General features: G+C 62.2%; 28 protein-coding genes and 1 tRNA gene. 9 read left to right on the top strand and 20 right to left on the bottom strand.

Annotation, left to right across the window (positions count from 1 at the left end; genetic code table 11):
• Positions 1 to 14 precede the first annotated feature (14 nt).
• From coaBC to ubiE, 6 genes are all read right to left on the bottom strand, one after another.
• Complete coding sequence (gene coaBC, locus AC0L2P_RS17015) at positions 15 to 1,241, bottom strand: bifunctional phosphopantothenoylcysteine decarboxylase/phosphopantothenate--cysteine ligase CoaBC (RefSeq protein ID WP_473502482.1); 1,227 nt, start codon at positions 1,239 to 1,241, stop codon at positions 15 to 17.
• A gap of 25 nt (positions 1,242 to 1,266) precedes the next feature.
• Complete coding sequence (locus AC0L2P_RS17020) at positions 1,267 to 1,674, bottom strand: type II toxin-antitoxin system VapC family toxin (protein WP_473502483.1); 408 nt, start codon at positions 1,672 to 1,674, stop codon at positions 1,267 to 1,269.
• Positions 1,671 to 1,925 (bottom strand): FitA-like ribbon-helix-helix domain-containing protein, encoded by a 255-nt coding sequence (locus AC0L2P_RS17025; protein ID WP_473502484.1) that lies wholly within the window; start codon positions 1,923 to 1,925, stop codon positions 1,671 to 1,673. The genes AC0L2P_RS17020 and AC0L2P_RS17025 overlap by 4 nt, the downstream gene beginning before the upstream one ends.
• Positions 1,926 to 1,930: 5 nt before the next feature.
• Positions 1,931 to 2,140, bottom strand: a complete 210-nt coding sequence (locus AC0L2P_RS17030) for a FitA-like ribbon-helix-helix domain-containing protein (protein WP_473502485.1) — start codon at positions 2,138 to 2,140, stop codon at positions 1,931 to 1,933.
• A 71-nt stretch (positions 2,141 to 2,211) separates the two neighbouring features.
• A complete protein-coding gene (gene ubiB, locus AC0L2P_RS17035) occupies positions 2,212 to 3,786 on the bottom strand; it encodes a 2-polyprenylphenol 6-hydroxylase (RefSeq protein ID WP_473502486.1) in 1,575 nt (524 codons plus the stop codon).
• Positions 3,787 to 3,856: 70 nt separating this feature from the next.
• A complete protein-coding gene (gene ubiE / locus AC0L2P_RS17040; protein WP_473502487.1) occupies positions 3,857 to 4,633 on the bottom strand; it encodes a bifunctional demethylmenaquinone methyltransferase/2-methoxy-6-polyprenyl-1,4-benzoquinol methylase UbiE in 777 nt (258 codons plus the stop codon).
• 167 nt (positions 4,634 to 4,800) lie between these two features.
• Here ubiE and AC0L2P_RS17045 point away from each other — a divergent pair, with 167 nt between their 5' ends.
• From AC0L2P_RS17045 to AC0L2P_RS17055, 3 genes are all read left to right on the top strand, one after another.
• Positions 4,801 to 5,775 (top strand): adenosine deaminase, encoded by a 975-nt coding sequence (locus AC0L2P_RS17045; RefSeq protein ID WP_473502488.1) that lies wholly within the window; start codon positions 4,801 to 4,803, stop codon positions 5,773 to 5,775.
• A 128-nt stretch (positions 5,776 to 5,903) separates the two neighbouring features.
• Positions 5,904 to 6,533 (top strand): uracil phosphoribosyltransferase, encoded by a 630-nt coding sequence (gene upp / locus AC0L2P_RS17050; RefSeq protein ID WP_023675320.1) that lies wholly within the window; start codon positions 5,904 to 5,906, stop codon positions 6,531 to 6,533.
• A 100-nt stretch (positions 6,534 to 6,633) separates the two neighbouring features.
• Entirely contained in the window at positions 6,634 to 7,194 is a 561-nt protein-coding gene (locus tag AC0L2P_RS17055) for a TIGR02281 family clan AA aspartic protease (RefSeq protein WP_473502489.1), read from the top strand.
• On the opposite strand, the gene deoA is transcribed toward AC0L2P_RS17055, so the two are convergent.
• From deoA to AC0L2P_RS17085, 6 genes are read right to left on the bottom strand one after another with little or no spacing between them, the layout of a single operon-like run.
• Complete coding sequence (deoA, locus tag AC0L2P_RS17060) at positions 7,195 to 8,514, bottom strand: thymidine phosphorylase (protein WP_473502490.1); 1,320 nt, start codon at positions 8,512 to 8,514, stop codon at positions 7,195 to 7,197. It lies immediately after the preceding gene.
• Entirely contained in the window at positions 8,514 to 9,332 is an 819-nt protein-coding gene (locus tag AC0L2P_RS17065) for a purine-nucleoside phosphorylase (RefSeq protein ID WP_473502491.1), read from the bottom strand. Before AC0L2P_RS17065 ends, deoA begins: the two co-directional genes overlap by 1 nt.
• Entirely contained in the window at positions 9,329 to 9,721 is a 393-nt protein-coding gene (gene cdd, locus AC0L2P_RS17070) for a cytidine deaminase (RefSeq protein ID WP_473502492.1), read from the bottom strand. The genes AC0L2P_RS17065 and cdd overlap by 4 nt, the downstream gene beginning before the upstream one ends.
• 6 nt (positions 9,722 to 9,727) lie before the next feature.
• Positions 9,728 to 10,699 carry an ABC transporter permease gene (locus AC0L2P_RS17075; RefSeq protein ID WP_473502493.1) on the bottom strand — a complete coding sequence of 324 codons (972 nt, stop codon included), beginning with the start codon at positions 10,697 to 10,699 and terminating at the stop codon, positions 9,728 to 9,730.
• Position 10,700: 1 nt separating this feature from the next.
• The gene (locus AC0L2P_RS17080; protein WP_473502494.1) at positions 10,701 to 11,840 is read right to left on the bottom strand and encodes an ABC transporter permease; all 1,140 of its coding nucleotides are present in this window, start codon (positions 11,838 to 11,840) and stop codon (positions 10,701 to 10,703) included.
• Complete coding sequence (locus AC0L2P_RS17085; RefSeq protein WP_473502495.1) at positions 11,837 to 13,369, bottom strand: ABC transporter ATP-binding protein; 1,533 nt, start codon at positions 13,367 to 13,369, stop codon at positions 11,837 to 11,839. Before AC0L2P_RS17085 ends, AC0L2P_RS17080 begins: the two co-directional genes overlap by 4 nt.
• Before the next feature lie 181 nt (positions 13,370 to 13,550).
• On the opposite strand from AC0L2P_RS17085, the gene AC0L2P_RS17090 reads away from it, so the two are divergent.
• Positions 13,551 to 13,760: a SlyX family protein gene (locus tag AC0L2P_RS17090; protein ID WP_473502496.1), complete on the top strand. Its 210-nt coding sequence runs from the start codon at positions 13,551 to 13,553 to the stop codon at positions 13,758 to 13,760.
• Positions 13,761 to 13,839: 79 nt separating this feature from the next.
• Here the strand turns inward: AC0L2P_RS17090 and AC0L2P_RS17095 are convergent, their stop codons facing one another.
• The 3 genes from AC0L2P_RS17095 to AC0L2P_RS17105 form a co-directional block, all read right to left on the bottom strand.
• Complete coding sequence (locus AC0L2P_RS17095; RefSeq protein ID WP_023675310.1) at positions 13,840 to 14,829, bottom strand: BMP family lipoprotein; 990 nt, start codon at positions 14,827 to 14,829, stop codon at positions 13,840 to 13,842.
• Between the two features lie 215 nt (positions 14,830 to 15,044).
• Complete coding sequence (msrA, locus tag AC0L2P_RS17100) at positions 15,045 to 15,707, bottom strand: peptide-methionine (S)-S-oxide reductase MsrA (RefSeq protein ID WP_473502497.1); 663 nt, start codon at positions 15,705 to 15,707, stop codon at positions 15,045 to 15,047.
• Positions 15,708 to 15,778: 71 nt separating this feature from the next.
• Entirely contained in the window at positions 15,779 to 16,102 is a 324-nt protein-coding gene (locus AC0L2P_RS17105) for a hypothetical protein (protein ID WP_473502498.1), read from the bottom strand.
• A gap of 429 nt (positions 16,103 to 16,531) precedes the next feature.
• Here AC0L2P_RS17105 and AC0L2P_RS17110 point away from each other — a divergent pair.
• Positions 16,532 to 16,621: transfer RNA gene (locus AC0L2P_RS17110), tRNA-Ser, on the top strand.
• A gap of 349 nt (positions 16,622 to 16,970) precedes the next feature.
• Here AC0L2P_RS17110 and AC0L2P_RS17115 read toward each other — a convergent pair.
• The 5 genes from AC0L2P_RS17115 to AC0L2P_RS17135 form a co-directional block, all read right to left on the bottom strand.
• Positions 16,971 to 17,231, bottom strand: coding sequence for a hypothetical protein (locus AC0L2P_RS17115; RefSeq protein WP_473502499.1), 261 nt, complete (start codon positions 17,229 to 17,231; stop codon positions 16,971 to 16,973).
• A 916-nt stretch (positions 17,232 to 18,147) separates the two neighbouring features.
• Positions 18,148 to 18,555, bottom strand: coding sequence for a hypothetical protein (locus tag AC0L2P_RS17120; protein ID WP_473502500.1), 408 nt, complete (start codon positions 18,553 to 18,555; stop codon positions 18,148 to 18,150).
• Between the two features lie 269 nt (positions 18,556 to 18,824).
• Positions 18,825 to 19,097, bottom strand: coding sequence for a hypothetical protein (locus tag AC0L2P_RS17125; protein WP_473502501.1), 273 nt, complete (start codon positions 19,095 to 19,097; stop codon positions 18,825 to 18,827).
• Positions 19,098 to 19,554: 457 nt separating this feature from the next.
• Positions 19,555 to 20,163, bottom strand: a complete 609-nt coding sequence (locus AC0L2P_RS17130; protein WP_473502502.1) for a YdeI/OmpD-associated family protein — start codon at positions 20,161 to 20,163, stop codon at positions 19,555 to 19,557.
• 120 nt (positions 20,164 to 20,283) lie between these two features.
• Complete coding sequence (locus AC0L2P_RS17135; RefSeq protein ID WP_473502503.1) at positions 20,284 to 20,709, bottom strand: cupin domain-containing protein; 426 nt, start codon at positions 20,707 to 20,709, stop codon at positions 20,284 to 20,286.
• 437 nt (positions 20,710 to 21,146) lie between these two features.
• Here AC0L2P_RS17135 and AC0L2P_RS17140 point away from each other — a divergent pair, with 437 nt between their 5' ends.
• The 4 genes from AC0L2P_RS17140 to AC0L2P_RS17155 all read left to right on the top strand — a co-directional run bounded on the left by AC0L2P_RS17140 (position 21,147) and on the right by AC0L2P_RS17155 (position 23,467).
• Positions 21,147 to 21,377 (top strand): hypothetical protein, encoded by a 231-nt coding sequence (locus AC0L2P_RS17140; RefSeq protein WP_473502504.1) that lies wholly within the window; start codon positions 21,147 to 21,149, stop codon positions 21,375 to 21,377.
• A 128-nt stretch (positions 21,378 to 21,505) separates the two neighbouring features.
• Complete coding sequence (locus AC0L2P_RS17145; protein WP_473502505.1) at positions 21,506 to 21,694, top strand: DUF3606 domain-containing protein; 189 nt, start codon at positions 21,506 to 21,508, stop codon at positions 21,692 to 21,694.
• Entirely contained in the window at positions 21,694 to 21,876 is a 183-nt protein-coding gene (locus AC0L2P_RS17150) for a hypothetical protein (protein WP_473502506.1), read from the top strand. The genes AC0L2P_RS17145 and AC0L2P_RS17150 overlap by 1 nt, the downstream gene beginning before the upstream one ends.
• Before the next feature lie 109 nt (positions 21,877 to 21,985).
• Positions 21,986 to 23,467, top strand: a complete 1,482-nt coding sequence (locus AC0L2P_RS17155) for a hypothetical protein (protein WP_473502507.1) — start codon at positions 21,986 to 21,988, stop codon at positions 23,465 to 23,467.
• Positions 23,468 to 23,783: the final 316 nt, after the last annotated feature.

The raw sequence follows: 23,783 nt of genomic DNA on the forward strand, positions 1-23,783 counted from the left end.
GTGGGGGAGATTGACTAAACCACAACCGTCTTCAGCCGCTCGGCGATCAGTGCCGCGAGCCGCGTCGCCACCTCGTCCTTGCTCATCTCCGGCCATTCCTCGACGCCGGCCTTCGAGACGATCCGCACCTTGTTGCGGTCGCCGCCCATCACGCCCGGGGAACCGCCTTCATGCGAGACATCATTGGCAACGATAAAATCGGCACCCTTTTTCGCAAGCTTGGCCTCGGCGTTCCTGACCAGGTCCTGCGTCTCCGCGGCGAAACCGACCACCAGCATCGGCCGCTTTTTGTGGTGCCCGACACTGGCAAGAATATCGGGATTTTCCACCATCTGCAGCGCCGGCGGCCCCTCGCCCGCCACCTTCTTGATCTTTTCCCCGGCCGAACTTCGAGTGCGCCAGTCGGCGACAGCCGCGACGAACACTGCCGCGTCGGCGGGCAGCATCTGTTCGACCGCATCCTTCATCTCGACGGCCGTTTCGACGTGCAGCGTAGCGACGCCGGCCGGATCCGCAATGGCGACCGGACCGGAGACGAGACGCACGTCGGCGCCGAGCCTGGCCAGCGCCGCCGCGATAGCGTGGCCCTGCTTGCCCGACGACCGGTTGGCGATGTAGCGCACCGGATCGATCGGTTCATGCGTCGGTCCGGAAGTGACAATGATCTTCCTGCCCGCCAGCGGCTTTGGCCTGATATCGAGCAGCGCCTCGATCGCGGCGACAATCTCCAGCGGCTCGGCCATGCGGCCCTCGCCCGCCTCGTTGCTTTCGGCCATCTCGCCTTTCGCCGGGCCGACGAATGCGACGCCGTCCTTACCCAGCATCGAGCGGTTGCGGCGGACCGCTGGGTGTGTCCACATTTTCGGGTTCATGGCCGGCGCCATCAAAACCTGCTTGTCGGTGGCGATGAGCACCGTCGAGGCAAGGTCGTTGGCGTGGCCGTTGGCGAGCTTTGCCATCAGGTCGGCGGTGGCCGGCGCCACGACCACAAGGTCGGCCTCGCGCGACAGCCTGATGTGGCCGATGTCGTGCTCGTCCTGCCGGTCGAAGAGTTCGGTAAAGACGTGGTCCGCGGACAGTGCTCCGGCCGACAGCGTGGTGACGAATTCCTGCGCCGCCGCCGTCATCACCACGCGCACGGAAGCACCACGCTCGCGCAGCCGGCGGATTAGGTCGAGCGCTTTGTAGGCGGCGATGCCGCCGCCGATGATCAGCAGGATGCGCTTGCCGGAGAGGGTCATGCCCGAGGCCAGTTCTTGTCCAATGTCATGCCGGCTTCAGCGCCGCTTCGATGTCGGTATGGATGAAATCGTCACCCTTGAAAAGCAGCGGCAGGTTTCGGGTCTTGGCCAGTGCATAGGCGAAACAGTCGCCCATGTTGAGGTTGGCACGATGGCCGGTACCTCGGCCATAGAATGCATAGGCTTCAATTCCGGCCTGCGCATGTTCAGCTGAGAGCGCGACGATCGTGACTTTCAGTCTGGCGAGAAGACCCGCCAACTCAGCAGTGCCGGCCGCGCCATAGCGTCGGACAACTACTATACCGCATTCCATCAGAGTCGCGGCGCTCATCAATATCTGCTGATTTCCTGCGAGGCGCTGCGCGATCGCCGGGGCGTCGGGCTCCTGCTTCAGGATGGCCACGATCGCTGAGGTGTCGATCACCACGGTCATTCCTCCTCGATGAAGGACCAGAGGTCATCAGTGAATTTCTTCTGATCGAAGTCCACTCGTTGCAGTCGTCGGCCGAATTCGAGGATTTCCTCCGCCGTGACGATGTACCCGTCACGTTCTTTGGCGGTCGCCACATCCTTCAGCAACAGGCTTCTTGCCTCCTGTTCCATCGAGACGCCATGTCTGGCAGCTCGTTCGCGCAGCTTTTGCTTCAGATCGTCGTCGAGATTGCGAATGGTCAGGGTGCCCATGATAGTTATCCTTGCTTCCGTGCCGTCGGTCTGAACTCGGCCTCGTTCTCGGTTGCTATGCCCGACCAGTCGAAACCCTTGGTGGTCGGAAGCCCTACGGATGCGGCTAGCACGTCCCGCGCCTCCTGTTCCATGGAAACGCCACGCGCGGCGCCACGCTCACGCAGTCGCCGCATGACACTCTCATCCACATTGCGGACAGTAATCCGGGCCATGATCGCACTCCTGCAACGCAATATAGCGCTGCCAAAGCATGACTGCAATGACAGCAGTGCTGTCATTGCAGTCAGAGCAGCTTCCAGGCGATGTACACCAGCGTCAATGCGATCGCCCACAGCGCCAGCCGTCCGGAGCGGGTGTAGCGCGCCTCGGCCTTGCCGATCGCGCGTGCGGTCCTTTCGTCGAAGCGCAAGCCGTGTTCGGCCATCAGGTCGATCTCACGGGACAGCCGCTCGGTGCGGGCGGCGAGGTCCGGTGCCTGGCGGGCCAGCGCCAGTAGCGCGTTGGCGCCGTCGCGCGCATCCGCCAGCAAGGCACGTGGGCCGAGATTGCGGGCAATCCAGCCGCTGACCACAGGTTCCGACGTCTTCCACATGTTGAAGGCCGGGTCGAGGGTGCGGGCGACGCCCTCGACAACGACCATGGTCTTCTGCAGCAACACCAGCTCGGATCGCGTCGCCATGTCGAAGAGATCGGTCACCTCGAACAGCAGCGTCAGCAGCTTGGCCATCGAGATGGTCTCGGCCGGCTGGCCGTGGATCGGTTCGCCGATCGCCCGGATCGCCTGGGCGAAAGCTGCGACATTGTGCTGGCGCGGCACGTAGCCGGCCTCGAAATGCACCTCGGCGACGCGCTGGTAATCGCGCGTGATGAAGCCGTAGAGGATTTCGGCGAGGAAGCGGCGCTCCTTTCTGCCAAGCCGGCCGGCAATGCCGAGATCGACGGCGACGATGGTGCCATCGGTCTCGACGAACAGGTTGCCCGGATGCATGTCGGCATGGAAGAAACCGTCACGCAGCGTATGGCGCAGAAACGACTGCACCAGGTTGGCGGCAATCGCCTTCAGGTCGTGGCCGGCGGCGGCGAGGCCCGCGATATCGTTCATCTTAATGCCGTCGACCCACTCCATGGTCAGCACGTCGCGACCGGTGCGCTCCCAGTCGACCGACGGCACACGGAAGCCGGGATCGTCCTTGGTGTTCTCGCCGAGCTCCGAAAAAGCCGCCGCCTCCAGCCTCAAATCCATTTCGATCTTGGTGGTCTGAGCCAGCGTCTCCGTCACCTCGACCGGCCGCAGCCGGCGCGATGACGGGATGTACTTTTCCTGCAGCCGGGCGGCGAGGAAATAGCTCTCGAGATCGCGAAAGAAGCGGCGGCGCACGCCCGGCCGGATGACCTTCACCGCCACCCGCCTAACGACGCCGTCCTGCAGCGTTTCGGCGGTATGGACCTGGGCGATGGAGGCGGCGGCGACGGCCTCGCCAAAACTGGCGTAGAGCTCACCGACCTTGCGTCCGAGTGATGCTTCTATCGCCGCTATGGCCTCGGCCTTGGGAAAGGTCTGCATCTTGTCCTGCAGCATGGCGAGATCGAGCGCGATATCGTTTCCGACGACGTCCGGCCGTGTCGCCAGGAACTGGCCGAGCTTGACGTAGGATGGGCCGAGCCGCACGACCGCCTTGGCCAGGCGGTCGCCGCGTTCATAGGCAAGCGCGCGCCGGCGGGTGAAGAGCCGGGCCATGCGCCAGCCGAATTTCGGCAGGCCGAAGAGCTCGTCACCAGGCAAAGCCGCGATGACGCCCTCGCGGACCAACACCCAGCCGGCCCGCACGAGCCTGAAACCAGCACCGATGCTGCTCATGGCCGGCTTTGCCTTGCCGGTTTCCTGAACTGGCGAAAGGCACGTCGGGCTATGAAAATGCGGGCCAGCCTCAAAGCTTCCAGCCCGAATGAAGCGCCGCGATGCCGCCGGAATAATTGCGGAATGAGGCGCGCTCGAAGCCCGCGCGCGAAATCATCGCCGCGAAATTCTGCTGATTGGGAAATTTGCGGATCGATTCGACCAGATAGGAATAGGGCTCGCCATCGCCGGTCACCACCTTGCCGATCCGCGGGATGGCGTTGAACGACCATGCTTCATAGACTTTGTCGAGCAGCGGCATCTCGACCTCGGAAAATTCAAGGCAGAGAAAGCGCCCGCCAGGCTTCAGCACGCGATAGGCTTCGGCAAGCGCCACATCGATGCGCGGCACGTTGCGGATGCCGAAAGCGACGGTGTAGGCATCGAAAGTAGCGTCGGTAAAAGGCAATTCCTCGGCATTGGCTTCGACGAAATCGGTACTTGCCGACAGGCCCTTTTTCTCGGCCCGCTCGCGGCCAACGGCGAGCATCGAGCCGTTGATATCGAGAACCGTTGCATGAGCGTGCCTACCGCTCGCCTCAACGATACGGAAGGCGACGTCGCCGGTGCCACCGGCAACGTCGAGGACGCTCCAGCCCGGCCGCTTCGGTGGATTGAGCCAGGCGACCATGGCGTCCTTCCACAACCGATGCAACCCGGCCGACATCAGGTCGTTCATCAGGTCGTAGCGGTTCGCCACCTTGTGGAAAACATCATTGACCAGGGACTGCTTGTCGCCTGGTCCTACCCGCTTGAAACCATAGGAGGTTTCCATGCCGCCCGCAGCAGTGGTTCTTTCAACCGACATCGTTTTGATCCGCCATAAAATCGGCGGGACCATAGCCGATCGATGGTGCGGGCGCTATTGTTTAAGGCGCGGTGTTCGGCCGCGCTTCGAAGCAGGTTCCGGAAAAGTGTCACACGGTTTTCCGACAGGAACTTGCGTCATAAGAAAAAGCCTGACGGGATAATTGAATGCCTTTGAAAGCAGAACTGCACTGCCACATCGAAGGGGCAGCGGCGCCTGAACTCGTCCTCCGCCAGGCTGAGAAATACGGCAAGGATGCCTCGCCCTACATCCAGGACGGCTCCTTCGTCTGGCACGATTTCACCTCTTTCCTCGCCGCCTACGACTTCTCGTCGGACCTGTTCCGCACCGAAGAAGACTATGCGCGGCTGGCCGATCATTACCTGACCAGCCTTGCCCGCGACGGCGCCATCTATTCCGAGGTGTTCACCTCGCCCGACCATGCCAGCAAGGCCGGGCTGTCGCCGAAGGCCTATACCGACGCACTCGGCGAAGGCATCGCCCGCGCCAAGGCGAAGACCGGCATCGAAGGCCGCATGATCGTGACCGGCGTCCGTAATTTCGGTGTCGAATCGATCGAGCGGGCGGCACGTTTCGCCGCCCGCAACGGACATCCGCTGGTCACCGGCTTCGGCGTCGCCGGCGACGAGCGGATAGGCGACCTGGAAGATTATGTCAGGGCCTTCGAGATCGCCCGCGAGGCCGGCCTCGGCATCACCGTGCATGCCGGCGAATTGTTGGGCTGGGAGAGCGTCGAGGCGGCACTCGACCACATCCGCCCGTCTCGCATCGGCCACGGCGTGCGCGCCATAGAGAACCCCGATCTCGTGCGGCGCATCGCCGACGAAGGGGTCGTGCTCGAATGCTGCCCCGGCTCCAACATCGCCCTGAAAATCTTCGACAGCTTCGCCGACCATCCGTTCCCCGCCTTGCGGGCGGCTGGCTGCAAGGTGACGCTCAATTCCGACGACCCGCCCTATTTCTGGACCTCGCTGAAACACGAATATGACATCGCCGGCGAGCATTTTTCCATGGATGACAAGGCGCTCGCTGCCGTCACCAGGACGGCCATCGAGGCAGCCTTCGTCGACAGGAAGACCAAGGCGGCGCTGCTGGGCAGGCTCGGCGCCAAGGGCAGGTGAGTGGTGAATGGTCCACCCGGCGCTTCGGTCCGGCAACCGCGAGTTTTTCCGCGCAACCAAGGACTCGCAAACCAGTTCACTATTCACTATTCACGATCCACTATTCACTTGCGCAGTTGGAGAACACCATGAAGGGCGTCACCGTCGTCGACCATCCGCTTGTCCAGCACAAGCTGACCATCATGCGCAAGAAGGAAACCTCGACGGCCGGCTTCCGGCGGCTGCTGCGCGAGATCTCGCTGCTGCTCGGCTACGAGGTGACCCGCAATCTGGAACTGACGACGACGACGATCGAGACGCCGATAGAGACGATGGAGGCGCCGACGCTGGAGGGCAAGAAACTGGTCTTCGCCTCGGTGCTGCGCGCCGGCAACGGCTTGCTCGAAGGCCTGCTCGATCTGGTGCCGGCGGCGCGTGTCGCCCATATCGGCCTCTACCGCGACCATGAGACGCTGGAAGCGGTCGAGTATTTCTTCAAGGCGCCGGGCGACCTCGCCGACCGGCTGGTGATCGTCGTCGACCCGATGCTGGCGACCGCCAATTCGGCGATCGCCGCGATCGACAAGCTGAAAGGCCGCGGTGCCACCAACATCCGCTTTCTCTGCCTGCTGGCGGCACCAGAGGGCCTCGAGCGGTTTACACAGGCGCATCCCGATGTTCCGGTCTTCACCGCTTCCATCGACCGCCAACTCAACGAGAAGGGCTACATCATGCCCGGCCTCGGCGATGCCGGCGACCGCATGTACGGCACCAAATAGCTCCGTTTACCGATTGTTTACGCAAACGGCTGGTTTCGGCAGTCGTTAAAGCGGCAAACACCATGTCGGACTAAGGATCGGCAACCATAAAGGCCGGTCCATGCTGCGCAAGCTTCTCATCCTTGGCGTGTTTGCCGGAACGTCGGCATCGCTGCCGATCATCTACCAGTCGAATCCACAGACGATCGAGCGGCTCTTGAAATCCGCCATCGGAGCCAAGCCGGCCGACACCCAAGCCGACCTGAACCTCGCCGCCGTTCCGGACAAGCGGGCGGCGCCGCAGCCGCTCGGACGCAAGGTTCTCGTCACCGCGGATGCGCGCGGGCATTTCATGTCCGTCTTCAAGCTGAACGGCCGCCAGATCGACGGCATGATCGACACCGGCGCGACGCTCGTCGCCATCAACAGCTCGACCGCGCGCCGGATCGGCATCTCGCTCAATTCGACGGACTTCAGCCATCAGGTCAACACTGCCAATGGTGCGATCAAGGCCGCCGTGGTGACGATTGACCGCCTGCAGATCGGCAGGATCACCGTAGAGGGCGTCGGGGCCGTCGTGCTCGACGACAGGGCGCTGCACACCAACCTGATCGGCATGAGCTTTCTGCAGCGGCTCGAAAAATACCAGGTCGAAGACGGAACGCTGCTGCTGGTTCAGTGATCACCCGCGCGGCAGGATCCGCCGGATGACGGTTTTCTCCGCGGCCGGTTTGGAAGTCCCGATCGTGTAGGCCGAAAGCACGGCGGCCGCGGCCGCTTCGGCATCGCCGGCATTCCGGGCATGGACCAGCGCCAGTGCTTCGCCGGCCCGCACTTCAGCGCCGACAGGCAATAGCCTGGTGATGCCGACGGCGCGATCGATCCTGTCGTCCGGCCGCGTCCGCCCGCCACCAAGCCCGACCACCGCAAGCCCGATCGCCCGGGTCGCTATGCCGGCGACAAAGCCGTTCGCGCTCGCCTTGACGGCGAATTCCGTTGCCGCTTTCGGCAGATATTTCTCCGGATTCTCGATGAAATCGGCGGGACCGCCAAGTGCCGCCACCATGCGCCCGAAGATGGCAGCGGCGCGGCCGCCGGCCAGCGTCTCGGCGGCGCGGCGCAGGCCGTCCTGGTTGGACGACACCAAGCCTGCCGATTGCAGCATCTCGGCGGCCAGCGCCAGCGTCACGTCCTCCAGCCGCCGGTCGCGGCTGCGGCCAGTGAGGAAGTCGACGGCGTTGCGCAACTCGACCGCGTTACCGGCGGCGGAGGCCAGCGGCTCGTTCATTCCGGTGACCAGCGCCGAGGCCTTCAGCCCGGCGCCATTGGCGACCTCGACCAGGCTGTTGGCCAGGGTGGTTGCGTCGCGCGATTTCTCCATGAAGGCGCCGTTGCCGACCTTGACGTCCAGCACCAGCGAATTGAGGCCGGCCGCCAGCTTCTTCGACAGGATCGAGGCAGTGATCAGCGGCACCGATTCCACCGTTCCAGTCACATCGCGGATGGCGTAGAGCCTGGCGTCGGCGGGTGCGAGGTCGGCGGTCTGGCCGATGATGGCGCAGCCGGTTTCGAGCACCGTCTTGCGGAAGCGTGCAACGTCCGGCTGGCTGATATAACCGGGGATGGCGTCCATCTTGTCCAGCGTGCCGCCGGTATGGCCCAGACCCCTGCCGGAAATCATCGGCACATAGGCGCCGCAGGCAGCGACGATCGGTGCCAGCATCAAGGAGACATTGTCGCCGACGCCACCCGTCGAATGCTTGTCGGTGACCGGGCCGGGCAGATCCGACCAGTCGAGCACATCGCCGGAATCGCGCATCGCCATAGTCAGCACCACCGCCTCGTCGCGGCTCATGCCGTTGAAGAACACCGCCATGGCAAAGGCGCCGACCTGCGCGTCGGCAACGGTGCCGGCGGTCAGGCCCTCGATGAAGAACGCGATTTCCTCAGCCGAGAGCTTCTGGCCGTCGCGCTTGCGGCGGATGATTTCCTGGGGAAGCATCAGGCGTCTACTCTGTGCTCCGGAAGCCGGTCCTGAAAAACACGCTGCAGGATGGTCGCCAGCCGCGCGCCGCCGACCGGCGCCATGTCCTTCGTCTCCTGGTGCGACAGCTCGGCTCCGGTCATGCCGGCGGCAAGATTGGTGACGACCGAACAGGCGGCGACGCGCAGGCCGAGGAAGCGGGCGAGAATGACCTCCGGCACCGTCGACATGCCGACCGCATTGGCGCCCATGACGCGCGCCATGCGTATCTCGGCCGGCGTCTCGAAGCATGGGCCGGAGAACCACATATAGACGCCCTTGTGCAGCGTGGTACCGGTGGCCTTCGCCGCCTGCTCGATTGCCGCGCGGAGACCGGCGTCATAGGCTTCGGTCAGGCCGACGAAACGGCGATCGCTCGGTTCGCCGATCAGCGGGTTGGAGCCCGAAAAATTGATGTGGTCCGTGATCAGCATCACCGAGCCCGGGCCCATCCCTGGATCGACCGAACCGGCGGCGTTGGTGAGAATCAGCCTGGAGATGCCGAGGCCGGCGAGCACCTCGAGTGCCGGCCGCATCGCCGCCGCGTTGCCGTGCTCGTAATAATGCGCCCGGCCGGACAGCATCAGCACCGGCGTGCCGGCAAAAAGCCCCGCCACCACCTCGCCGGCATGACCGCTGACGCCGCTTCTGGGAAAGCCCGGCAGGTCGGCGTAGGAGATGCGCACCGCGTCCTCGACCTTGTCGACTAGCCCGCCAAGCCCCGATCCCAGCACCAAGGCGGTGGTCGGCGCCAGCCCGTCCAGCCTTTCGACGAGGTGATCGAGCGCTTCCTTCATTTCAACACATCGCCTTCAAACCCGTATGGCAGCAACTCGCCCATGGTCACGGTCTCGACTACGCCGCTATCATCGCAGAGGTAGAACTTCGTTTCCGGCTGGCAGAATTCGGCCAGCCGCTGCCGGCAACCGCCGCAGGGCGAGCATTTTGCCACGCGTTCGGCGATCACGGCGACTTCGGTGATCTTGCCGCCGCCGCCCATGATGTAGTTGGCAAGTGCGGTGGTTTCGGCGCACCAGCCCTCCGGATAGGACGCGATCTCGACATTGGCGCCGGTGAAGACACGGCCGTCCTCGGTGCGCAACGCCGCGCCGACCGGAAATTTCGAATAGGGCGCATAGGCCTTGGCCATGGCGGCTTTCGCCGCTTCAAACAGATCATGAGCCATAATAGATCAGCGTTCCTTGACGTAAGGCACGCCGCCGGCGCGCGGCGGGATTGCCTTGCCTATGAAGCCGGCAAGCAGGATGACGGTCAGCACATAGGGCAGCGCCTGCATGAATTGCACCGGGACCTTGCCGATCAGCGGCAGCGGCGTGCCTTGCAGGCGGATCGACGCCGCGTCGAGGAAGCCGAACAGCAGGCAGGCAAACATGGCGTTGACCGGTTTCCATTTGGCGAAGATCAGCGCGGCCAGCGCGATGTAGCCCTTGCCGGCGGTCATGTCCTTCACGAAGCCGCCATTCTGCACCATCGACAGATAGGCGCCGGCAATGCCGGTGAGCACGCCGGTGCAGATCAGCGCCCGATAGCGCAGCCAGGCGACGGATATGCCGGCGGTATCGACCGCGGCCGGGTTCTCGCCGACGGCACGCAGGCGCAAGCCGAAGCGCGTGCGAAACAGCACCCACCAGGTGAACGGCACGGCCAGGAAGGCGAGATAGACCAGCACGGAGTGGCCGGAGATGAGTTCCGAATAGATCGGCCCGAGGACCGGGACGCCCCTGAGCGCATCCGCGCCCGGCCAGATGATTGCCTCGAACCGCTCGCCGGCGGCCAGCGCCGGCGTGCGCCCGCCCTGCTGGAACCAGGCCTGGCCGAGCATAATCGTCGATCCGGCGGCAATGAAATTGATCGCGACGCCGGAAACGATCTGGTTGCCGCGATGGGTGATCGAGGCAAAGCCGTGGATCAGCGCGAAGGCGACCGAAATGAGGATGGCCATGCCGAGGCCGAGATAGGCCGAGTGGAAGACCGAGGCTGCGGCGGCACCGGCGAAGGCGCCAACCAGCATCTTGCCCTCGAGCCCGATGTCGAAGACGCCGGCGCGCTCCGAATAGAGGCCGGCGAGGCAGGCGAGCAGCAAAGGGACCGACAGGCGGATGGTCGAGTCCAGGACCTGCACGATGGCGTTGAAGAAATCCATCTCAGGCGCCCTTCCCCTTGACCGCTTCCATGCCGACCGATCTCGGGCTGAGCGAGGCGAACAGCGCCTGGACATAGGGCCGGAACATATGCTCGAGCGCGCCGGCGAACAGGATGACCAGGCCCTGGATGATGACGATCATGTCGCGGCTGATCGCCGGCATCTCGAAGGCGAGCTCGGCGCCGCCCTGGTAGAGCATGCCGAACAGGATCGCCGCCAGCACGATGCCGACCGGGTGCAGGCGCCCCATCAGCGCCACGGCAATGCCGACGAAACCGGCGCCCGAAACGAATTCGAGCGCGACATTGTGCTGGTCGCCCATCGTCGGGTTAAGCGCCATCATGCCGGCCAGTGCGCCCGAGATCATCATGGCGATGATGATGATGCGGATTTCCGAAATGCCGGCATAACGCGCCGCTTTCGGACTGTGGCCGTAGGTGCGCATCTCGTAGCCGAGCTTGGTGCGCCAGATCAGGGCCCACACCAAAAAGGCCATTGCCAATGCCAGCAGCGAGCTGACGTTGAACGGCGCCGATCGGATTTTGGCGCCGAACAATTCGATGACCCAGTTGAGCTTCGGCAATTGCGCGCCTTCGAGAAAGGTGCGCGTCTGCGGCGCCATCGAGCCGGGCGGCTTCAGCATGCCCACCAGCGCATAGACCATGACGCTGGCGGCGATGAAATTGAACATGATGGTGGTGATGACGATATGCGAGCCGCGCTTGGCCTGCAGATAGGCCGGGATCAGCGCCCACAGCGCGCCCATTGCCGCGGCGGCGATAATGGCAATCAGGAAGGTCAGCCACCAGGGCAGCACGCTGTCAAAGGCCAGGCAAACGATGCCGATACCGAGACCGGCGATATAGCCTTGGCCCTCGCCACCGATGTTGAATAGGCCGCAATGCGCCGCAACGGCCACCGAAAGCCCGCTGAAGATGAAGGTGGTGGCATAGAAAAGCGTGAAAGCGATGCCTTGGCCACGGCCGAAGGCGCCCTCCACCAGGATGACCGCTGCACGCAGCGGGTTCTCGCCGACCAATATGACGACGAAGCCGGCGACGACGAAGGCGACGAACAGATTGATCAACGGGATCAGCACGTAATCGGCCCAGGCCGGCAGCTTGGCATAGGGAGTGCTCACTCGGCGGCCTCCCGGTGCTCGACGCCGGCCATCAGCAGACCGAGTTCGCCCTCGGTTGCGTCGGGGCCGCGCTCGCCGACGATGCGGCCGGCAAACATCACCAGGATGCGGTCGGAAAGCGAGCGGATCTCGTCAAGCTCGACCGAAACCACCAGCACCGCCTTGCCCTGGTCGCGCATGGCGATGAGGCGCTTGTGAATGAATTCGATCGCGCCGACATCGACGCCGCGCGTCGGCTGCCCGACGATCAACACGCCGGGATCTTGTTCCATTTCCCGCGCCAGCACGATCTTCTGCTGGTTGCCGCCGGAGAAATTGGCGGTCTTGAGGCGGCAGTCCGCCGGTCGGATGTCGTATTTGACGATCTTGTCCCTGGCATCGTTGCGGATGGCGTCGATGTCGAGGAACGGCCCCTTCAGATAGCGCTCGTCGTCCTGGTAGCCGAGGATCGAATTCTCGTTCTCCTCGAAGGCCAGCACCAGCCCGACATGGTGGCGGTCCTCCGGCACATGGGCAAGGCCGCGCTCGCGCAGCTCGCCGGGATCAGCGGCGCCGGTCAGATCGATCGGCTTTCCGTCGAGCATAACGGAGCCCGAAACGGCGTGCCTGATGCCGGAAATCGCCTCGAGCAGTTCGGACTGCCCGTTGCCGGCGACGCCGGCAATGCCGACGATCTCGCCGGCGTGGACGTCGAAGGAGACGTCGTCGACCATGGTGACGCCGCGGGAATCCCTGACCGTTAGGTTCTTGACCGCGAGCTTGACGCCGCCGGCCTTCGCCTCGCCCTTTTCGACGCGCAGCAGCACGCGCCGGCCGACCATCAGCTCGGCCAGCTCCTCGACCGTGGTCTTCCTGGTTTCGCGTGTCGCCACCATCGTGCCCTGGCGCATCACCGAGACCGTGTCGGTGATCGCCATAATCTCGCGCAGCTTATGGGTGATCAGCACGATCGTCTTGCCCTGCTCCTTCAGCTGCCTGAGGATCCGGAACAGGTGGTCGGCCTCGGCCGGCGTCAGCACGCCCGTCGGCTCGTCGAGGATCAGGATCTCGGCGCCGCGATAGAGCGCCTTGAGGATTTCGACGCGTTGCTGCAGGCCGACCGGCAACTCCTCGATGATGGCGTCGGGATCGACTTCGAGCCCGTATTCGCGCTCTAGCCGCTCCAGCTCGGAACGCGCCTTGGCGATGCTCTTCTTCAGCAGCGCATCGCTTTCAGCGCCGAGAATGACGTTTTCCAGCACCGAGAAATTGTCGACCAGCATGAAATGCTGATGCACCATGCCGATGCCGAGCGCGATCGCATCGTTCGGTGTCTTGATCGATGCCGGCCGGCCGCCGACACGGATCTCTCCGGAATCGGCCTGGTAGAACCCATAGAGGATCGACATCAGCGTCGACTTGCCGGCGCCGTTTTCGCCGACGATGCCGTGAATGGTACCGCGCATGATTTCCAGATTGATGTCGCGGTTGGCGCGCACGGCGCCAAAGCTCTTGTCGATGCCGATCAGCTCGATTGCGGCTTGCGCCATGCAGCCTGTTCCCACTGTTATTTTTTTACCGCTTGGTCAAACGCCTAGCATGACGCCCAGTCTGTGCCAATTGGGTCTGTGCCAATTGGCCGGAGCTGGGTTCACTCTCGACAAATCCCGCCATGCTTGTCAATTTCCAACGTGGCCGCAGCCTGCACAATCGCCTGATCGAGGATTTCAAATGACCATGCCCGACGACCGGCTGACGACCCTGGAAATCCGCGCCGCCGAGCAGGAGAAGACCATCGAGGAACTGTCCGGCCAGATCGCCGAGCAGTGGAAGGTGATCGAGCGTATGCAGGTCAAGCTCGACGCGCTGGCCGAGCGTTTCCTGGCGCTTGAGGAACAGGCCGCACCCGACGTGCCGGTGACCAAGCCGCCGCACTGGTGAGCGGCCTGACAATGCAAAACCGCCGGGCTTTCACCCGGCGGCTCGTCAGCAGTGCCAGTCGATCAATAAGGGCAATCGATCAATACGGGCAGGCATTGTCCGACATGTAGTCGTGCACCTTGATGGTGCCGGCGATGATGTCGGCCTTGGCTTTTTCGACCGCCGCCTTCATCGCATCGTCGACAAGCGCCTTGTTGTTGTCGTCCATGGCGTAGTCGACGCCGCCTTCCTTGAGGCCGAGATCGTTGACGCCGGCCGTGAACTTGCCGTCCTTGGCATCCATGAAGGTGTTATAGACGGCAACGTCGACGCGCTTGACCATGGAGGTCAGCACCTTGCCGGGCTGCAGGCCGTTCTGGTTGGAATCGACGCCGATGCCGAGCTTGCCGGCGTCGGCCGCCGCCTGCAGCACGCCGACACCGGTGCCGCCTGCCGCTGCATAGACCACGTCGGCGCCCTGGTCGATCTGCGTCTTGGCGATCTCGCCGCCCTTGGCCGGATCGTTCCAGGCTGCCGGCGTATCGCCGGTCATGTTCTGGATGACGTCGGTGGCGCCGGCCGCCTTGGCGCCGCCGACATAGCCGCAGCCGAACCTGCGGATCAGCGGAATGTCCATGCCGCCGACGAAGCCGACCTTCTTGGTCTTGGAAGCCATCGCCGCCATCACGCCGACGAGGTACGAGCCTTCCTGCTCCTTATAGACCAACGAGCGGACATTGGGTTTGTCGACGACCATGTCTATGATGGCGAATTTGGTGTCGGGGAACTCGGTGGCGATCTTGTCAAGCGCGTCAGCCCAGGAGAAGCCCGCCATGACGATCGGGTTGCGGCCGTCCTCGGCGAAGCGGCGCAGCGCCTGCTCGCGCTGGGTGGCGTTGCTGACCTCGAATTCCACATAGGGGATGCCGGTCTCGGTCTTGAACTTTTCGGCGCCGTTGAACGAGGCCTCGTTGAACGACTTGTCGAACTTGCCGCCGAGATCGTAGAGGATCGCGGGTTGAATGTCCGCGGCGAAGGCCGGAAGAACCATTGCAGCTGCGGCCATAAGGCCGAGAACGATACGTTTCATGTGATCCACACCCCTGTCGGTTATTTGTCCATTATGCACCGCATGCCGGCCCGGTTCTCCGGCAGGCACGCGGCGTCAGGCAGGAGTGTCTTCCTCCCGCTTCGGGCCAATCTGGCACGGCCCGAAACAAAATTCACGTGGAATTTTGACCCTTTGGAAGAGCGTGGCGCCGCATCGCGGAGCCACAGCATATTCCTTGCGTCAGGGGCATAAAATCAGGCGGAGACGGCGGCCGGAATGGCGCAGGAGACGCCGGTTCCCTGCAGGCCGCAATAGCCGTAGGGGTTCTTCGCCAGATACTGCTGGTGATCTTCCTCGGCGAAATAGAATTCCGGCGCCGGCGCGATCTCGGTGGTGATCTTGCCGCGTCCGGCGCCGCGCAGCGAAGCCTCGTAGGCATCGCGCGAGGCGATCGCCGCCTGGTACTGCGCGTCGTTGAACGTGTAGATCGCCGAGCGGTAGGTGGTGCCGACATCATTGCCCTGGCGCATGCCTTGCGTTGGGTCGTGGCTTTCCCAGAACAGCTTCAAGAGCTCGGCATAGGACACGATCTTCGGGTCGTAGACGACGAGCACGACTTCGGCATGGCCGGTGAGCCCGGTGCAGGTTTCCTGATAGGTCGGGTTGGGCGTGACGCCGCCGGCATAACCGGCCGCCGTGACCCAGACGCCCTTGACCTGCCAGAACAGACGCTCGGCGCCCCAGAAACAGCCCAGGCCGAACATCGCCGTCTCAAGCCCTTCGGGATAGGGGCCCTTGAGCGGCCTGTTCGAGACAAAGTGTTTCGATGCCGTCGGGATCAGCCGGTCGCGGCCGGGCAGCGCCTCGGAGGGCTTCGGCAGGTTGAGCTTCTTGTTCAGCATGTCGCTGAGAAACATGTGGGTTTCCTTTTCTTCTTGGTTGAGCCATCCCCGATCCGGGAATGCTGGACCCGGGAACGCTGGAAATGTCAGGTCGCGGCGAACCGCCCGCTGGGGCGCGGCCGCCTGTAGCCAATGGCATAAAGAATGAAGGCCAGCACCGCGAACACCGCGAAGCCGGGCTGGTTGAGCACCCAGGCGATGGCGCCATCCCACAGCAGCGGGTTGACCTTGTCGCGGACGAAGCTTTCGAAGCCGCTGCGCGTGTCCGGCGAGACGGCGAGCCAGCTGGTATTGAGCGGGGTCATCACCAGCGCCGAAGCCGCCACCGAGCGGGTCGCGTCGAGCACGGCCATGATGACCGAAACCGAAAGCGCGACCATTGCAGCGAGACGAAAGACGAAGCGGAACATCCGGACCTTCCTCCCCAGGAGTTTATCAGAATGTGGTGTCGGACTGTTAGATAGGATCTACTTGCTTCGCCTGCAATCGCGACACATGAAGTTGAACCTGCGGTAGCCGGGTTCGCCGCAACCAGTGGCGCGCCGCACGGCAAGCGCACCTCCGCCGCCCCTTTCAATTGGCCCCCATCGGGTGCTCCGGTAAAATGGGCTGAGCATCCGTATCCGGCAAAGCGAATAGACTGCCGTTATGTCTTGGCATTCGGCACCGGATCGACTAGATGAGCCCCGCGCCTGTTGCTTTGACGGCTCGGGTGCGGGGAAAGGGTATCCGCTGGTTGACGGCGCCCACGGCCGGAATTCCGGTCCGGAATCCCACAAGGAGATGCATCTCCCCAACCCGCGCGGCGAAACCGGCCGCGTCGAAAATGCTAAAAAGACGGAGAGGTGGCCGAGTGGTTGAAGGCGCACGCCTGGAAAGTGTGTTTACGGGAAACCGTAACGCGGGTTCGAATCCCGCTCTCTCCGCCAGACTTTCAAAGACGTCTTAATGGACTGATTTTAAACAGGTTATTCACTCAATCCATTCGTTCAGTGCCCCAAATGGGTGCCCAAAAAATTTGAACGCTACGGAGGATAAGCCCCTCAGCGACCGAGCAAGTGCAATGGATTTCGGCGACGAGCACGCTCTATCCAACGTGTTCTTGAACGTCTCTGGCATTGACCGTGTGCCGTTCCATTTGATCAAGCGGCTTCGAGCCTAATCGTATGATGACCCGGGACTTCAAATGATGGCGGAGTACAACATCCAAGATATGGTCTTTTGGCTACCTCACAGTGGGCGGTAATCCTGCCGCCATTGTCCAAGCGTAGTGCGGTGCTAGGGGCTGCTCGCTGGCTTAACGTAAACCGGAACAGTTGTGTCGCATTTCTCAAAGGCAACGCGCAGCATTATGTCTTTGGCTGCCTCCCCATAGCGGGACTCCACCATGATCCCGTCATGCATCGGTAGCGCCGCTATGCCCATCCTCGCCAGCCGCAGCAAGACAGCAACCAAGATGGTGCTTTCGGTTAACATCAGGTCCATAGCGATGTTCTTTCCGAACAGGGGCGGGTACATGTGAGCGACCCGAAAATTCATTTTACATCCGCCGTTCGAATACTCGCACCCGCAAGGCAGCATAGCGCATGGATTGGGACCTGACGCACTGGAATTGGATTGCTATTGCCCAGATTTTCCTAAGTGCGGGCTTGGGCACCGCCGCCATCAACGGGGGTGTTTGGAGGCTATCGAGAATACAGGGAGCGCAAGCGCAAGGCCGAACATCTAGCGCTTTGCATTGCGGTAATTCTCGAAGAATTTGCGGACGAGTGCGCAGCGGTATTGGTCAGGCAGGACATATACAAGACATCGCCTGGAGCACTGATGCCTCCGAATGTTCCGGTCTATCCCGATGACCCTGCCGCTTGGCAATCTCTGCATAAATCTCTCGCAGAACAATCAATGAATTATAGGAGGGAGGTTTCAGTCCGCCAAAGCATTAGCAGGGATGTCATCGGCGCCGGGTACTTGGATGACGTGAGGACCGATGACTTTATTGTCAGTCACGCTGGCGCTGCCATGAAACTGGCTGAAGAATTGCGGTTGGCATACGGGTTCCCGGTCCGCAGAAGCCGTGGCATCGGTCTTTTGGCGTCACGCGCGACAGAGGCGCTTGAGCGGGACAGGCGGGAAAACAAGTGAGCAAGCCGTTCATCTTCATAGGTTCGTCTAGCGAAAACTTGCGACCGGCCAAAGGCAATAGCGGCGGGCCTGAGCTATGACGCCGAGACAATTGTCTGGACAGAGGGCGCTTTTGGCCGATCGACTATGGGCCATCCAGAACTGACGATACCCTGTCGCCCGGCATCTTCGCCTGCGGACATTAGCAATTTCTAATTGTTATCCTGAGCAGTGGGGCTTTCGGTTCCTGCTGCAGATCGGACTGCAAACCGATCGGCCCGCGTCCTCCGCCAGAGGCGCGGGCTTTTGGTTGGCCGACAATGTCCGACGCTGTTCAGCGCCGAACCGCTTGTATTCCCGAGACTGAGCGTTCTGTTTCGCCGGAGAAAACCACGAAGGCAAAGATCAGCACCGCGACAGCGACAATCATTGAGCCGGTGGCGACGATCGGCTCGAGCGCCCTATTTCCCTGCAGCATCAGGTAAAGAGCCGGCAGCATCACGACCAGGCCGAGATTGTAGACGCCGTAGTGGATCATCGCGCTCCTGCGGGCAGCCTTCGCCGGGTTCAGCGCATAGTAGCCGCCGAATATTGCACTGGTGACCCACCCCAGCAGGTTGATGTGCGCGTGAGCCGGAAATGCGCCGTGATCGCCTGAAATTGCCATCTGCAGCCCGGCTGCAATTCCCAGAATAAGAAACACGATGGCTGTCTTGAAAAAGAGCTCCGAAACCTTAGGCATGTCATTCTCCCAAACCCGTTTTGCCGCCGCATCATGCTGTGGTTCCGGCGACCTTGCCAAGGGGACCGTCGGGCCTGCCGAACCATTTGTTGGCGGCCTGACGGCCCGTTGGCGGCCGGCCGTCGGGCCTGGCCGGTTGCGAGGCCAGCCGGCAAAAAATATGCGCTCACGCTAATTTGATTGCAACATCGCCCCCAAGCTTCCATGTTCGTTCTCGCCGGGAAGTGTCCTGCACCATGGCGGTGCCATACGCGCCAAAGGTCTGCCCGTCAGTGTTGCAGCAGGGCCTCGCCAAACTTCTCCCACAGCTGTTCGCAATCTGTTGCTCTGAGGCTGGGGGTTCCGAGTGGGCCATACCTGATGACGGCGGCGTGAACATCATAGCCAACGATAGGTGCATTGGCGACAAAGTGGATGGCCTCACCCAACCGGCGGGAGCCGATTGCCGCATCGGTTTTGTTGGTGATGTCGAAGACACCACGAATGTCCGCTTCCTGATTCCTGGCTGCCAACGCAGCTTCCATTACCTGTTCGTGCATCATCGAAATCTCTCCTAACGGTCTAAGTCTAAGGAACGCGGTCTGTGCCGGTCCGGCAGACAACCGGCAAATCGAAGTGCCTTTTGCAGCATCTCGATTGGCTCTTGCTGCAAGCCACTCTGCCCGCTCCCGCGGCAAGCCGATAAGGCAACTGCCAGCGAAGTCCGCAGGTACGTCCACGGTCGCATCAAACACGGCCCACGTGCCAGTCGGCTCCTGAATGGGCAAAAACCTCATAACAGCGCCTGCTAATATGCGTATGCCGACTGTGAGGACGGGGCTTTGTTCCTGCATCGATTAAACGAATGAGAGATGGTGTCGAAATGGCAGGCGACGCTCGTCGAAAACAATCGTCCGCGACATCGCTAGGAGCGAAGGTGGGCCTGAGCAGCGATCCAGCCGGATTCGGGGCTCTCCGACAGGAGCAAGCACAAGACGCAGGAGACAAGCGGCCAAATGTTCACCCGGAACCGCGATTTCGTTGCGGATGGATGGTCTCGCCGCGCTTCAGCATCTCCACGAACGCCGCGATCTTCTTCTTGCGTCCGGCTTCGGTTTTCATGTTGTGGGTGCGGAAGGCTAGTGCGAAGCGGTTTTGCCCGCTGAGCTTTGCCAGCATCTCTTTCGCTTTGGGCTCGGCGTCTATTGCCGCCTGGAGGTCGTCGGGGATCTTCATCTCCTTGCCGCTCTTGTAAGCGCGCGCCCAGCGGCCGTCGGCCTTGGCTGCCTCGACCTGCCTCAGCCCGTGCTCTGTCATCCGGCCCTCCTCGATCAGCCGGGCGACATTATCGACATTGATCCGGCTCCAGGTGCTCTTCTTGCCGCGCGGGGTGTAGCGCTGCAGGTAGCTTTTGCCGTCCAAGGCTTTGCGCACCGCGTCGATCCAGCCCCAGCACAACGCCACGTCGATGGCTTGCTTCGGCGTGATCGACGGCAGCCCCGAATCGAGCTTATGGATCTTGATCCAGACTTCGTCCTCGCTGTCGTGATGCTCGCCAAGCCAGGCATGGAAGCTTTCGGCATCCTTGAACTCGCGCACCTTGGCGGGGTCGACCTTGACCGGCGCCATCAGCCAGTGCGCCCGTGACGCAGGCGCGTAACGACGCCGAACCGCTTGCCGGCCGCGCGCGCGCTCATCTCAGCTCCGAGACCGCCATCCGCAGGCCCGATGATTCTCGCCGGCCTGCATTCAGCCCGCACGATTGGGCGTGCCGAGGACATGGGATTTCGGCGGCAGCATGACGTCATCGAAGGTCTGCGTGAACATCGCCGCCGCAAAGAAAGCGACGGCGCGCAGGGTTTCGGTGCCGGTGTTGACGAGGTCGTGCCGGATCGGCGTCGGAAGTACCAGGACGCTGCCGGGCCCGACCGGGTGGGTGGTGCCGTCCTCCATGTGCAGCTCGCCGGTGCCGGCGATGATGTACTGCGTCTCCTCGGTGGCGTCGGTGTGCCAGCCGAGCCGCTTGCCGGGTTCGATCTCGTAGACAATGACCGAGGACTGGGTCGTGCCGTGCCCACCATAGACCGCGAAGGCGCCGGCCCACTTGACCGACGGGTCGTCCTCCGCCCAAACCGGCGAGCGTTCAAGCCTGTCGGATGCGACAACTGGAATCATGGTTTCGTTCCTCTCCAGCGATTGCGGAAACCAACCCTAGCTGGTTTCCGCGTCTCCATGGGGTATCGCGTTTGATGCGCGCATTATTCTGGTTAATGCGAGGTTTTCTTTCAATTCACATCAGGAACTGACCATGCCCTGCGAGGGCGCCTTCCGCTCGCTAATTTCTCAACTTCTCAAACAGGCAAAGTGTGCGCCGAGATATTGCTATCGCGCCGTTGCCGGAGCGCATCGTGGCACCGATCCCGGCCATGGGGATGGGTCTCTGGCGAAGCGACCATGCACGAAAGCGCTGCCATCTCGGGCCGGGACTGCCTTCCGCAAACCGACGATTTTGGCTCGCGACCCTCGCGCTGGTAGGACCACCATTTTGCTGGCGAAACGCGACGTTCGTCGTATCATTTTCCCGGGAGAGGGTTCATGGTCGGAGGAAGCCGATGAACGTGATGCAGAGGGTGATGGTCGCCGACTTGACGGCCCAAGAGCTTGTTTCATCTGCGCTTTCACGGTTCGGCGCCGGCGACACCATCTCGACGAGGGCGATGCTGGACATAGTTCGCAGGACGGCCCCGGCCTGCGGCAACAGTGACGACGATCTGGTCGAGCTTATCGTCATGACGGCCGTTGGTAGGACCATGGGTGTCGTGTTCGACCATCGCTCCCATTAGCGATCGGGAACGAATACCAGGCTGCGCCCAGGAGCAGTGTTGGGCGGTTGGCAGTGCTGGGCGACACGCTCGAAGGAACTCGCTGAAATCTTGCCCGTTATGCTCTCGTCGAGATGAGGAGAACTGCCATGGCCGACGACAAAACCAAGACCGACAGTCGCGACCACTCACGAGTGGCGGGCGGCGAAGACTATGAGGTACGTCATTTCGCCGAGGAGGCGGGCATTACCCCGGATCAGGCACGAACGCTGATCAAACGCCACGGCACCGACCGCAAGGTGCTGAACGAAATCGCCGAGAGCATAAGAGCGTCGTAATGGCTGACAAGAAAACCGCAATGGCCGACCGCAAGAAGCGCGATCCGAACGAAAAGGAGGCTCTGCGTCTGGCCGAAACCACCGACGTTTCGCCGAAGCAGGCGAAGGACCTGATGCGCAAGCACGGCAAGAACAGCCCGAAAGTCGAGAAGGAAGCCAAGAACTTCAAGGCCGAGGGCTGACCGCGCCGAGCCGGTTGGACGCGCCGCACACGGGCCGCAATCCCGCAGCTTATCGGTTTTCTAACAAATTCGGCCTATCCCTTCCGCTATCGCGGCTCAGGGATGCCATATGCGCGGGATATCTGGTGAGGCGAGGCCGTCGATAGACGACATACGGCATGTGAGGCTGACGTTTTGCCTGCTGGCGGCCATCGTGACAGCGGCGGCGCTTCTCGCCTTTGCCACCTCCCTCCTGCAGGATCCCGATAGCTGGTGGCACATCAAGGTCGGCATGGATATGCTGGCAAGCCGCACATTCCCTACCGTCGACATCTATTCCTACACCTTTGCCGGACAGCCATGGATCGCCAAGGAATGGCTTGGCCAGGTTCTCCTTGCAATTGCCTTTCAAGCCGGCGGCTGGAATGGAGTGGTGCTGCTGGCGACTGCCGTAATCGCGCTGACGATCTTCTTGACGTCGTGCTATCTCAGCGCGTGGTTGAAGCCGACGCTGGCGACAGGACTGACGCTGGTGCTCGCGCTCCTGATCGGGCCGATCTATATCGCCCGGCCCCACATCTTTACCTTGCCGATCATCGTTGTCTGGACTGCCGGTCTTTTCCAGGCCGCACGCAACGAGAAAGCGCCGCCTTTGTGGCTGCTGGCGCTGCTTTGCCTGTGGGCCAATCTCCACGCCACCTTCACCTTCGGTTTCGTCATCGCCGCCTTCGCAGGCCTCGATCTCGTCATGCACACGCGCTTGTCGAACCCGCGGCTGCTGGCCAAGTGGATCGCTTTCGGGCTGCTTTGCCCGCTGGTCAGCCTGCTCAATCCGTATGGCGTCAAGGCCATACTCGCCACATTCACCGTGGCCTATGGCAATGAGGCGGTGCCTTACATTGCGGAGTGGCAGCCGTTCGACGCCTCGCGGCATACCTTCCAGGAGGTGGCCCTACTGGTGGCGTTTTTCGGGCTGCTCGTGTCGAGATTGCGCATTGGCTGGGCCAAGGCGCTGTTCCTTGTCTTCACGCTGCACGTTTATCTCACCCACATACGGTTCATGTACCTGTTCTTTCTTCTTGTCCCAGTAGTCCTTGCAGTGGAAGTCGCGCAACAATATCCAGCGCTCTCGGCCGAGAAATGGGCGACTGAAAAGCGCGACGGACTTGAACAATTTTTCGCACACCAATTTTCCAGGATTTGCGCTGGAGTTGCCGTTTTGCTGGTCTTGGCGGCTGCCGCCTTCACGACCTATCCGGTCGCGCCGAGCCAGAAGACCTCGGCGAGGGACGCACTGGCCTTCGCCCAAGCACATAATCTGTCGGGCAATCTGCTGAACTCTTACAATTTCGGCGGCACGCTGATTTTCCACGGCATCAAGACATTTATCGACGGCCGCACGGATCAGCTCTTCCTGAATGGCTTTACGGAAACGGATGAGCAGACGGGGCACAGTCGGGGCAAGCCGATCCTGACAGCCCTACTCGACAAATATACGGTAGGCTGGACGTTGTTGACCGCCGACGACAGCCGCATTCCGTTCTTCGACGAACTGGGCTGGAAGCGGGCCTACGCGGACGATTACGCAGTGATCTATACCCGCGCGGACTGATCTCGGCAGCTTCGCGAGCCGGTGCGCAGTCCTCTCCTGAAGCTGTGGCCAGCGCCGAGGCGGCGAAATCCTTATGGGATTTTGATTTCTTTGCTCCGCGTCCCGTCTCGAACTTTTATGGCACTTCGATCCATATTCGCCGAAGCGATGTATCCGCCCGCCGATGTGATGCGGCGACAGGCTCGGATAGTTTTGTCCAAGTTGAAAAGAACAAACACACCATAAGGAAAATGCACGATGGACATCGTTGTTGTCGGGATTGGCATCGCGTTCTTTGCTCTATGCTTCGGCTACATCAAAGCCTGCGACAAGCTGT

This window comes from Mesorhizobium sp. WSM4836 (assembly GCF_055811815.1).